General features: G+C 60.8%; 12 protein-coding genes and 1 riboswitch. Of the genes, 7 read left to right on the top strand and 5 right to left on the bottom strand.

Annotated elements, in window-relative coordinates; genetic code table 11:
• Window positions 1–158 precede the first annotated feature (158 nt).
• On the bottom strand, window positions 159–857 hold the full coding sequence (locus AC3WR3_RS20430; RefSeq protein ID WP_492293262.1) for a lytic transglycosylase domain-containing protein: 699 nt from the start codon (window positions 855–857) through the stop codon (window positions 159–161).
• A gap of 327 nt (window positions 858–1184) precedes the next feature.
• On the opposite strand from AC3WR3_RS20430, the gene AC3WR3_RS20425 reads away from it, so the two are divergent.
• A complete protein-coding gene (locus AC3WR3_RS20425; RefSeq protein WP_492293260.1) occupies window positions 1185–1625 on the top strand; it encodes a GNAT family N-acetyltransferase in 441 nt (146 codons plus the stop codon).
• On the opposite strand, the gene AC3WR3_RS20420 is transcribed toward AC3WR3_RS20425, so the two are convergent.
• Window positions 1616–2167 (bottom strand): YceB family lipoprotein, encoded by a 552-nt coding sequence (locus AC3WR3_RS20420; protein ID WP_041204328.1) that lies wholly within the window; start codon window positions 2165–2167, stop codon window positions 1616–1618. The genes AC3WR3_RS20425 and AC3WR3_RS20420 overlap by 10 nt on opposite strands.
• Before the next feature lie 96 nt (window positions 2168–2263).
• Between AC3WR3_RS20420 and cls the strand changes: the two genes are divergently transcribed.
• Together cls and AC3WR3_RS20410 are read left to right on the top strand one after the other, a co-directional pair.
• Window positions 2264–3745 (top strand): cardiolipin synthase, encoded by a 1482-nt coding sequence (gene cls / locus AC3WR3_RS20415; protein WP_139438243.1) that lies wholly within the window; start codon window positions 2264–2266, stop codon window positions 3743–3745.
• Between the two features lie 107 nt (window positions 3746–3852).
• Window positions 3853–5121 (top strand): DUF945 family protein, encoded by a 1269-nt coding sequence (locus AC3WR3_RS20410; RefSeq protein WP_492293257.1) that lies wholly within the window; start codon window positions 3853–3855, stop codon window positions 5119–5121.
• Between the two features lie 64 nt (window positions 5122–5185).
• Here the strand turns inward: AC3WR3_RS20410 and purU are convergent, their stop codons facing one another.
• On the bottom strand, window positions 5186–6022 hold the full coding sequence (gene purU, locus AC3WR3_RS20405; RefSeq protein WP_492293255.1) for a formyltetrahydrofolate deformylase: 837 nt from the start codon (window positions 6020–6022) through the stop codon (window positions 5186–5188).
• A 209-nt stretch (window positions 6023–6231) separates the two neighbouring features.
• Window positions 6232–6391: riboswitch (FMN riboswitch) on the top strand.
• Between the two features lie 105 nt (window positions 6392–6496).
• On the opposite strand from purU, the gene ribB reads away from it, so the two are divergent.
• Together ribB and AC3WR3_RS20395 are read left to right on the top strand one after the other, a co-directional pair.
• Complete coding sequence (gene ribB / locus AC3WR3_RS20400) at window positions 6497–7150, top strand: 3,4-dihydroxy-2-butanone-4-phosphate synthase (protein WP_139438249.1); 654 nt, start codon at window positions 6497–6499, stop codon at window positions 7148–7150.
• A 223-nt stretch (window positions 7151–7373) separates the two neighbouring features.
• Window positions 7374–7616, top strand: coding sequence for an Lpp/OprI family alanine-zipper lipoprotein (locus AC3WR3_RS20395; RefSeq protein WP_025327798.1), 243 nt, complete (start codon window positions 7374–7376; stop codon window positions 7614–7616).
• A gap of 133 nt (window positions 7617–7749) precedes the next feature.
• Here AC3WR3_RS20395 and AC3WR3_RS20390 read toward each other — a convergent pair whose 3' ends face one another.
• A complete protein-coding gene (locus AC3WR3_RS20390) occupies window positions 7750–8598 on the bottom strand; it encodes a tetratricopeptide repeat protein (RefSeq protein ID WP_202046871.1) in 849 nt (282 codons plus the stop codon).
• Window positions 8595–9317: a 4'-phosphopantetheinyl transferase family protein gene (locus AC3WR3_RS20385; protein WP_492293252.1), complete on the bottom strand. Its 723-nt coding sequence runs from the start codon at window positions 9315–9317 to the stop codon at window positions 8595–8597. Before AC3WR3_RS20385 ends, AC3WR3_RS20390 begins: the two co-directional genes overlap by 4 nt.
• A 276-nt stretch (window positions 9318–9593) precedes the next feature.
• Here AC3WR3_RS20385 and AC3WR3_RS20380 point away from each other — a divergent pair, with 276 nt between their 5' ends.
• Together AC3WR3_RS20380 and rlmF are read left to right on the top strand one after the other, a co-directional pair.
• Window positions 9594–10082 carry a C40 family peptidase gene (locus tag AC3WR3_RS20380; protein WP_162519271.1) on the top strand — a complete coding sequence of 163 codons (489 nt, stop codon included), beginning with the start codon at window positions 9594–9596 and terminating at the stop codon, window positions 10080–10082.
• Between the two features lie 151 nt (window positions 10083–10233).
• Window positions 10234–11175 (top strand): 23S rRNA (adenine(1618)-N(6))-methyltransferase RlmF, encoded by a 942-nt coding sequence (gene rlmF, locus AC3WR3_RS20375; RefSeq protein WP_492293250.1) that lies wholly within the window; start codon window positions 10234–10236, stop codon window positions 11173–11175.
• Window positions 11176–11198 lie beyond the last annotated feature (23 nt).

Raw genomic sequence — 11198 nt, 5'->3', positions numbered from 1 at the left:
GGGGATGCCGCCGTGCTTGTTCTTGCACAGGGCTTACAGGCCCCGGGCGCTCAGCATCTCTTTATAGCGCTGGTGCAACAGCTTGACCCGTGCCACATAGGCCCAGGTTTCGGCAAGGATGGGAGGGGATGCCACCGTGCTTGTGCCTTGCACAGGGCTTACAGGCCCCGTGCGCTCAGCATCTCTTTATAGCGCTGGTGCAGCAGCTTGACCCGTGCCACATAGGCCCGGGTTTCGGCATAAGGCGGTATGCCACCGTGTTTTTGCACCGCACCGGCCCCGGCGTTGTAGGCGGCCGTGGCCAGGGCAACGTTGCCGTCATACTGTTTGAGCAGGCCTGCCAGGTATTTCACCCCGCCGAAGATGTTCTGCTCCGCCAGCAGGGCGTTGCCGACCCCGAGCTCGCGGGCGGTGGCCGGCATCAGCTGGGTCAGCCCCATGGCCCCCTTGCGGGAGACCGCCAGCGGGTTGAAGGCGGATTCTGCGTGGATCAGCGCCCGAATGAGGGCGGGCTCCACCTGATAGGTCTTGGCCGCCGCCGTGATGGTGCTGGCATAGTCGTAGAGGAAGAGGCCGGTGGTACGCCAGTTGACCCTGGAGGCGGGATCGCAGGCGTAGCAGTCGTTGAACAGCAGCAACTCGTAGTGGCCCTGCTCCGGCATCATGTCGGAATAGCGCACCACACCGTTCTTTTGCACCGACTTGTAGACCTGGATCTGGCGGCTGGCGGGGGGCGGTGCGGGCTCTGCCACCTTGGGTGACGGGATCGACTCGGATGTCAGGACCACCACCTCGGCCGGTGGCGGCGTCTGACTCCAGGCACTGAGGGGGAACAGCGAAATGGCTCCCAGCAACATCCATGCTTTCAACGGCTTGCTCCTTAAGCCTTGTTAGCCACGTTGAGTAAAGCATCCGGGGCGAGGCAGAACAAGGGCCCCGGCGACGAGTCGCAAGAAAAGCCCGGGCAGAGGGCGCCAATAGCCCCCCCGAGGTGGATGACGCAGCCCCGCAAGGGGCCGTGGATGGCGGCGCAACTCCCCAGCTGGCTATTGGCTTTTTTGTAAGTTAAAGGCGTGTTATCTTGCTGTTGCTCCACTCTGGTCTGATCTCTTCGTGGGGCCGGTTGATAGGGCAAGAGAGGGCCAGGTGGCCAGAGCGAAATGGGTATGATAAGCAGGCGGGCGATGGAGCTCAGATTCGAAGAGTACTGTGATGCGGATCTTTCCCTGATCAGGGACTATTACGAGACGACGTTTTCCCACTATGTACCGGATCTGGCCGAGCGGATCTTCGTGGTACGGGATGCCCATTGGCTGGTGGGGGCCGTGCGCCTGCGCGACGAACAGGAGTATTACCACCTGTGCGGTTTCCGGCTGTTGCCGCACTACCAGTCACTGGGGCTGGGGTCCCGGTTGCTGCAGCATGCCTGCAGCGATCTGCTGGACAAACCCGTGATCTGCCACGCCTTGCCCTTCGAGAAACCCTTCTACCTCAAGGCGGGCTTTGCCCACCTTCCCCTGCATGAACTCGACGGACCGCTTCATACCCTCTATCACCAGCAGCGCGAACAGGGTTACCAGATCGAGCTGCTGGTGCGTCAGGCGACGGCCCCTGTCTACAACTGATCCTTCGGCTTGGTCAGCAGGCGGATCTTGCCCGGTGACAGCTCCAGCCCCAGCAGATTCTCCTTGAGCCAGGCCTGGTTGGGATCCTTGTCGTCGAGCTTGTAGACGGGCTGGGTCTCCAGCCGCTTCTCCATGCTCTGCAGCAGCATCCTCAGCATGAAACCGAACTTCTGCTCCGCCGCCGCCGGCTCCAGCTTGTAGTCAATCAGCTTCATGTTGTCGAGGAAGAGCGCGCTCTGGGTCTTGTCGTAGCGCGGCCTTGCCTCATAGGTCATGTTCAGCAGCGCGTCGTACTGGGTCTGGTCCGGCAGGGAGATCTTCAGTTTCCCCTTGCCAAAGACCCTGGCGGTATCCGGACTCTGGCGACCGATCTGGACATCGCTCTGCTCGAGCTGGACATGGGCCTTGATGATGCCGGGCAACTCCAGCTGTTTGTCGACTTGCACCTGGGATTGCAGGTACTGGTTTATCTGTTGCTCATTGATGTCATATGAGCCTTGACCTAGCATGGCCAGACTCAGCAGCATAGATTGCAGGATCATGCTAACGACCTGATAGAATGGGTTTGTCCCACAGCATACCATTGTGGCCCTGCGGGATCTGCCCATGCCCTTTGTTCATAACACCAAGGAGTCGTCTTGCTCGACGGTCTGGAATACGACATTCAGTTGCTGTTCTCCCGCTTTCTTGGCTGGCTGTTGCTGTTGTTTCACACCGTGATAGTGGCGGGGATCTCCCTGCGAGTGGTGATGAAGCGGCGCCCCATCGGCGTCTCCCTCGCCTGGCTGGCGCTCATCTATGCCATCCCCTTCGCCGGGGTCGGTTTCTATGTGCTGTTTGGGGAGATACGGCTCGGCCGCAAGCGGGCCGAACGCGCCCAGGCCATGTATCGCCCTTATGCCATCTGGATCCGCCAGCTCGCCCGCCTCTTTCCCCAGCACTGCTGCGAGGTGGGCAGCAAGGCGCGCCCGCTCCATGATCTGATCCAGGGGCGGCTGGCCATGCCCATGCTCTCGGGCAACCGGATGACGCTGCTGCACAAGCCCGACACCATTATTCAGGAGATAGTGCGCGACATCCGCGGCTCCTCCCAGTCCTGCTACCTGGAGTTCTACATCTGGCATCCCGGCGGGGACGTGGACGCCGTGTGCGAGGCCCTTGTCGAGGTGGCGGCGCGCGGCGTGGATTGTCGCGTGTTGCTCGATTCCGTCGGCAGCAAGACCTTCTTCCGCTCCCCATGGCCTAAGTCGCTGCGCGCGGCCGGGGTCAAGGTGGTGGAGGTGCTGCCGGTGGGGGCCTGGCGCATCCCGTTCCAGCGCCAGGACTTGCGCATGCACCGCAAGCTGGTGGTGATAGATGACAGGGTCGGTTACACCGGCTCCATGAACATGGTGGATCCCCGCTTCTTCAAGCAGGATGCCGGTGTCGGTCAGTGGGTCGACATCATGATTAGGGTGCAGGGGCCCGTGGTGCCCCTGATGTGGTCCACCTTCGTCTGGGACTGGGAGATGGAGACCGGCGAGCGGCTGCTCGACAGCCTGCAACACGAACCCGAGGCCTGGCCGCAAACCAACTATCGGGCCCAGCTCATTCCCTCCGGCCCCTTCGTCGGCGGTGACTGCATCCAGCAGAGCCTGTTGCTGGCCATCTATCAGGCGCGCCACCACCTGGTGCTGACCACCCCCTATTTCGTACCGGACGACCCCCTGGCGGCGGCGCTCTCCTCGGCGGCGGCGCGGGGCGTGCTGGTGCAGCTGGTGCTGCCGGCGCGCAACGACTCCCTGATGGCCAACCACGCGAGCAACTCCTTCATGGAGGATCTGCTGGCGGCCGGGGTCGAAATCTACCGCTATGATGCCGGTCTGCTGCACACCAAGAGCGTGCTGGTGGACGACGACTTCGCCCTGGTGGGCACGGTCAATCTCGACAGACGCAGCCTCTGGCTCAATTTCGAGATCACCCTGCTCATCGACAACCCGGTGTTTGTTGCCGAGATGAATCAGCTGGTGCAGGGCTACATGCTGGAGGCGACCCCCATGTCGCTGACCCAGTGGCGGGCCCGCCCCTGGTACAAAAAATTGCTGGAGAACATCTTCTACCTGTTCAGCCCCTTGCTGTGACAGTCGAGAATGGGCCATGAGCCGGGATCTGGCTTGCTTGTGTTCCCATCCTCCCCGTAGAGTGCGCCTAGGCACCCGCCATAGAAAAATCAGGAGTAAGAGAGCAGATGAAAAAGACAGTGGCCATGGCTGCCGGAGCGGCATTGGTGGTGGGTGGGCTGGGCGCCTGCTGGTACACGGGCAATGCCTTCGATCGCATCCTGGGGGAGCAGATCGCCAGGGCCAAGCAGGAGAGCGGCGTCGAGATCACCTGGTTGCCCACCAGCGAGAACCTGTTCACCCGTGATGGGGTGCTCAAGGTGGTGGTGACACCGGAGACGCTGGCGAGTTTCGATCCCCAGATGGCGGGAAGCGACCCCATAGAGCTGCAGCTGCGCGTCAACAGCCGCCTGCTGCCGCTCTATATCAAGAGCAACATGCTGCTCGACACCTCGGCGGGAACCCTGGCCCCGGTCTTCACCGCCCTCGGCATGCAGCAATGGCAGCTTGGCCTGGAGTCGGCCAGCAGCCTCTGGACCATGAGCAACAGCTCCCGTTTCTGGGCCAGCGACTTCAAGGTCAAGGAGGGGCTCAACGAGTTCAGCTTCCTGCCACTGAGCGGGGATTATCGCGGGGATCTCGATGGCAATGGCCACCTGGTCTTCCAGTGGCTGGGCATGACGGTCCACGATGCGCAGAGCAAGATGGATCTGGCCCTGGCGGATCTCAAGGGCAGCGCCGACATGGCCGAGATCAGCGGCATCTGGCTCTCTCCTAACAGCGAGATGACGCTCTCCGCCCTCTCCTTGCAACTGCCGGAGAGCGTCAAGCTCTCGTTGCAGGGGGTCAGCACCAACACCCAACTGGCGGGGGACGATGCCCAGACCCTCTCCAGCCGTTATCAGATGAAGGTGGCGACCCTCAATCTGGAGAACGAGAGCGACAGTCTGGCGCTGACCCAGGGAAGTCTGGATCTGGCGCTCAAGGGGCTGGATCTGGAGGGCTATCAGACCCTGCAGGAGGCCAGCAGCCAGCGGGTGGACGAGGCGGCTATCCAGGAGGCGCTGGACAAGATGCTGCAACGGGGCGCCACGCTGGAGCTGACCGATCTCAGCGCCCAGCTCAACGGCGAGCCCGTCAGCCTGAAAGGGGAGGCCAAGCTGGCGCCAACGACCCTGGCACAGCTGATGGGAAGCGAGGAGGGGATGCAGGCCCTGTCCGGGCTGCTCAATGCCAGTCTCGGCGACCAGCTGGGCAAGGCGGTGCCGCAGCTGGCACCCATGCTGGCCCAGTTCACGGCCCTGGGTTATCTGAAGGCGGAGCCGGCGCACCTCAATGCCGAGCTCAAGCTCGACAAGGGACTGGTCACCATCAACGGTCTGCCCCTGCCTCAATAAGCGCAGGCGGACGAAAAAGGCTCCCTCGGGAGCCTTTTTGCTGGGCGTCGAACGACGGGCTGGGTTACTTGAACACCACCGTCTTGTTGCCATAGACGAAGACCCGCTCGTTCAGCACCAGCTCCAGGGCCCGGCTCAGCACGGATTTCTCCACATCCCGTCCCGCCTTGGCCATGTCGTCGGCGCTGAAGGTATGGCCCACGTGGATCACGTCCTGCTCTATGATGGGGCCTTCATCCAGATCGTCGGTGACGAAGTGGGCGGTGGCACCGATCAGCTTGACCCCGCGATCGAAGGCCTGACGATAGGGGCGGGCACCGATGAAGGCGGGCAGGAAGGAGTGATGGATGTTGATGAGCTTGCGCGGATAGGCCTCCACGAAGCTCGGGGTCAGCACCCGCATGTACTTGGCCAGGATCACGTAATCCGGCTGGTAGCCGTCGATGAGGATGCGTACCTGCTCTTCATGCTCGGTGCGGCTGAGATCCTCATGGCTCACGGCATGGAAGGGGATGTCGAACTTGCCCGTCAGCTCGGCCAGAGTGTCGTAGTTGCCGATCACCGCCACTATGTCCATGTCCAGCGCGCCGGCGTAGTTCTTCATCAGGATGTCGCCGAGGCAGTGGGTCTCCTTGGTGACCAGGATGACGATGCGCTTCTTGCCCGCCTTGACCAGACGGCGCTGGGCGCCCGCTGGCAGGGCGTCGTCGAGATCCGCCAGCAGGGTCTCGTCGTTGAAGCGACCCTCCAGTTCGGTACGCATGAAGAAGCGACCGTTCTCGTGATCCACGAACTCGTCGTTCTTGTTGATGTTGAGCTGGTGCTTGTAGCAGATGTTGGTGATCTTGGCGATGAGTCCCTTGGCGTCGGGGCAATCGGTCAGCAGTATTTTCTTTTCCATCTCTGTCATGATTCCGTTTGTGGTGTTGGCGCCCGAGTCTGCGCGGGCTGCACGTTTTTGCTGGCACTATGCCATAAACAAAATCAGAAAGGACAGCGCGCCGTGCAGCTGAGTGGCAAGTCGCCAGCGGGGGGCGGTGCACTGCATCCTATTCATCTTTGATGGGTTTTGGGCTGGTATCCTGGGTTTTTTTTCTTTAGGCTGTCTGCGCTTATTCTCAGGGCGGGGTGAAATTCCCCACCGGCGGTATCCCGATCTGACTCGGGGAGCCCGCGAGCGCCCGAGCCTGGTTTGAAACCGGGGTCGGGGTCAGCAGATCCGGTGAGATGCCGGAGCCGACGGTCACAGTCCGGATGAAAGAGGATAAGACAGATACTGCACTCCTGGCTCCCTATGGGCCGGCTGCTGCATACCTATCTCTGTCTGCCTTTCCATGCCCTGATTCTGGTCCTTGTCTTGTTTAGGAGTCTTACCATGAATCAGTCTCTACTCAGTGAATTTGGTGATCCCATTGCCCGCGTCGAAGCCGCGCTGGCCGCATTGCGTGCCGGTCAAGGTGTGCTGGTGGCCGATGATGAAGATCGGGAGAACGAGGGCGACCTCATCTTCGCCGCGGAGTCCATGACCAATGAACAGATGGCCATGATGATCCGCGAATGCTCCGGCATCGTCTGCCTCTGCCTGACCGACGAGCGGGTACGCCAGCTCGAGCTGCCCATGATGGTGGAGGCCAACTCCAGCCATTATCAGACCGCCTTCACCGTGACCATAGAAGCGGCCCAGGGCGTCACCACGGGTGTCTCCGCCGCCGACCGCATCACCACCATCCAGGCCGCCATCGCCGACGGCGCCCGACCCTCTGATCTGCATCGCCCGGGCCATGTCTTCCCGCTGCGTGCCCGCACCGGCGGCGTGCTGACCCGGCGCGGTCATACCGAAGCCACGGTGGACCTGATGCAGCTGGCCGGTCTCAAGCCTTACGGGGTGTTGTGCGAGCTGACCAAGGCCGATGGCTCCATGGCCAGGTTGCCGGATCTGGTGACCTTCGGTCGCCTGCACCGGATGCCGGTGCTGACCATCGAAGATCTGGTGCAATATCGTCAAATGCTGTCTGAACGTTCAGCTTAAGCTTCATACGAAATTGTATTAAGGGCATTTTTTGGTTACGCTTGGTGCGAACCTCATCCAGGGCACTCGTTTTTGACTTAAATTTGCACAAAAAGTGTGCGTTTAAAAAAAAATGAGGGTTTTAATGCATTTATCTGTGATGGGGCCTATCCAAACTCGTATTTATTTGTGCCATAATCACGCCGCTTGCTAAACGTCTGGCGAGTTAAAGGGAGCTTTAAAAATGAAGAAAATGTTGTTGGTAGGTGTTGTTGGTCTGTCTGCCCTGCTGGGCGGTTGTGCAAACACCAGCGAACTGGAAACTTCCGTTCAGAATCTGTCTAACAAAGTTGACCAACTGGCTCAAGATGTTAGCGCAGTTCGTGCTGATCAATCCAAGATGGCTGCTGATATCGCAACTGCTAACCAAGAAGCAGCTCGTGCTAACCAGCGCATCGACAACATGGCTACTTCCTACAAGAAGTAATCCATGCGAAAAAATGGCGCATTTTAATGCGCCATTTTTTTTTGCCTGAAATTCGTCATTTCCCTTAATTACTGCACTGCCTGCCTGAACAAGGCAATGCCGATTGCTCGGCATCCCCTGATATCTTCATCGATCAATAAAGCAGGCTGTAGAGCTTGCGGCGATAACTCTGCGCAGCCGGGTGTGCTCCCATGGTGGTCAGAATATCGAGATAGATCTTCTTGGCATCGCCAAACGCCATGTCGCGCTTGAGAATGTTGAACAGCAACGCCAGGGCTTCTTCCTGACGGCCAACTTGACTGTACTGCACCGCCAGCTCCTGGGTGAGGGCGTCGTCGTCAGGTGTCTCTGCGTGACGCTGCTCCAGGGCGCGCAGCTCCGGGCTGTCGCTGGCTTGCAGCGCCAGGGCCAGGCGGGAACTCAGGGTCTGATAGTGATCATCCTGCGCCACCATGGGGATGGTCGCGAGCAGGGCCTGCGCCTCATCCAGCAGAGCCAGATCCAGCGCCGCCTGCACCAGCCAGAGGCTGATGTCGTGACGCTCGGGGGCCAGTCGGTGGGCCTGGGTGAGATGGGCATGGGCCACATCTGCCTGACCCTCAGCCAGGGCTTGCTGACCCTTCTCGAGCAACAGTTCCTCTTCCTTGGGGGCGAAGGCGGCGAAGTACTGGCGCAGGGTGGCCTCATCTTGCGGGCCTTCCAGGATGGCCTGCTCGTCCGGGCGCCCCTGATGGAACAGCACCAGAGCGGGCAGCGCGCGCAGACCCAGCTGGCTGGCCAGGGGTTGCAGCTGGGGATCGTTCATGTCGACCTTGGCCAGGGTGACTGCGGGATTGGCCGGGCCGACCAGGGTCTCCACCAGCGGGGTCATGCCCTGGCATTCTGGCATCTGCGGGGCGTGGAAATAGATGACGACCGGCTTTTTCATGGACGCATCGATCAGTTCGGCGTGGAAGTTCTGGGGATTGATGTCGACGATCATGAGGCTGACTCTCGGAAAATGGTGTGGATCAACATGGGGTCCAGGGGCGTGGATTTCAAGCGCTCATCCAGCAGGTAGCCATTGATCTGGCGAGTCGGGGCGACGAGGCTCAGCCAGCCGCTGCCAACATGCCAGTCCAGCACCTGATAACTCCGGGTATCGAGCCGGTTGTCCAGCCGCCACCCCTCTTCCGGTACAAAGCGCACCTTGTCGAGCCCCGCGGCAATGCCGGCCCCCTGGGCTTTCAGCACCGCCTCCTTGCGTGACCAGAGCCGATAGAAGGCCGAGACCTGCTCCCGGGATGGCAGGGCAAGCAGCCACTGATATTCCTCAGGGGCATAGAAACGCCGGGCCAATGGCAGGACGGGGCGCTGGCGCAAGCCCATCTCCACGTCCACGCCGAGGGGGCCTTGCTGGCAGAGGGCGAGCACCAGCCAGTCCCCGCTGTGGCTGAGATTGAACTGCCAGTCATGGCTGATCAGGGTGGGCTTGCCGTGCTCGCTGGTGCGAAACACCAGCGCATCGGGCGGACAGCCAAGCCGCTCGGCCAGCAGGCGGCGCAACAGTATCCGGCCGAGCAGGTACTCGCGCTGGCGGCCAGGCTGGCGGATCTCGTGCCAATGGCGATATTCGTCCGGCGAGAGCTCTGATTGCAGCCCGATCAACTGCTCGGCGTCGATGAGCGCCGGTTTTAACAAATAGAGATCCGCATAGAGCATAATATTTCACTTTAAAATGAGGTCGAAACAGCGATAACGATCCGTTTTGACAGGGCAAAACCGCTACTTTTGCGATTGTATATTGTTTGGCCATGATCACATTAATCATGCAAAACAGTGCATTTCCTTGCAAAAATGTGAGGTCGATAGGGATTTTCGCTTGCCTCGATAGAATTCTTGGATATAGTCGGGTGCTGTTGCCTTATAAATTGCCCTGTCGGGCTGCATTTTAACAAGTTTCACTCTATTTGCGGGGATAAAGGATTGCGCCACCTGATGCTACTGCTGGTCGCGCTCGGAATGGTGGGTTGTGCTTCTGCACCCCAGCCCGAGGTCGCGAGCAAGATCGAGGTTTCCATGATGGAACCCGTGATTGAACCCGAAGTTTCACCCACACCAGATGTCAACGAAATCCTGACCGTATACAAAGAGTGGCGTGGCGTCCCTTACCGCATGGGGGGCAGCAGCCAGCGAGGCATAGATTGCTCCGCCTTCGCCCGTGAAGTGTTCCGCAATGCCGTCGGCATCGAATTGCCCCGCGATACCCGCTCCCAGGTTCATGAAGGCACCCGCGTTTCCAAGCAGGATCTGGTGGAAGGGGATCTGGTCTTCTTCAAGATCAACCGCCGCCTCAATCATGTGGGCATCTATGTCGGCAACGGTGAATTCATCCACGCCTCCACCCGCGCCGGGGTGACCCGCTCCAAGCTCGACAACTCCTATTGGCGCAGCAAGTTCTGGCAGGCACGCCGGATCGAGATCTGAGTCAGGCTGGACAAACGGCTCGCAGTACGGACTGTTTTTCCAACCTCACTTGAACCGGGCTCCTGGAGGCCCGGTTTTTTATGGCCTTCGTTTAGACTTTCCCTGGCCGACTCTCTATAGTGTGGCCCCCTCGACCCTCGGCAGGCCCAGCATGAAGACCCAGCACAAATCCGGATTGCACCCGCGCAATCGCCACCAGACCCCTTACGATTTTGACGCCCTCTGTCAGCGTACTCCCGAGCTGCTGCCTTTCGTGTTCGTCAACGAGCATGGCACCCGGACCCTGGATTTCGCCGATCCGGCCGCCGTCAAGGCGCTCAACCGGGCCCTGCTGGCGCTGCACTACGGCATCCAACACTGGGATCTGCCTCCGGGCTACCTCTGTCCCCCCATCCCGGGCCGGGTCGATTACCTGCATCGGGTGGCGGATCTGCTGGCCGAGAGTGCGGGGGAGGTGCCAAGGGGCAAGGGGGTGCGGGTGCTGGACATAGGCGTCGGGGCGAATTGCATCTATCCCCTGCTGGGGGCCCGTGAGTATGGCTGGCGCTTCGTGGGGTCGGACATCGACCCCGTGTCGGTCAAGGCGGCGACCCTGCTGGCGGCGAGCAATGGCCTGGGCAGCCAGATAGCGTGCCGCCATCAGGACAACCCCAAGCAGATCTTTCGCGGCGTCCTGGGGCCGAAGGAGCGCTTCGCCCTGACCCTGTGCAATCCGCCGTTCCACGCCTCGCTGGCGGAGGCGAGCAAGGGGACGGAGCGCAAGCTGCGCAACCTCGGCAAGGCGCTGACGGGGGCTCCCGTGCTCAACTTCGGCGGACAGAAGGCGGAGCTCTGGTGCGAGGGCGGCGAGGCGGCTTTTCTGGCCGGCATGATAGAGCAGAGCAAGGAGTTTGCCGGCCAGTGTCTCTGGTTCAGCTCGCTGGTGTCAAAAAAGGAGAATCTGCCTGCCGCACGAAAGGCGCTGGCTCGGGTGGGGGCTCAGGATGTCAGGGTGATCGACATGGCGCAGGGAAACAAGGTGAGCCGGATCCTGGCCTGGAGCTTCCTGGACGAGGCGAGCCGAACCGCCTGGTGGTCTGCTCCCGGCCGCTGAGGAAAAAGGGGGTGTTGAGAGCA

This window comes from Aeromonas sp. EU05-FHT14A05, assembly GCF_058791175.1.
The sequence above is the reverse complement of the archived record's forward strand: the minus strand, read 5'-3'. Positions and strand labels throughout refer to the sequence as shown.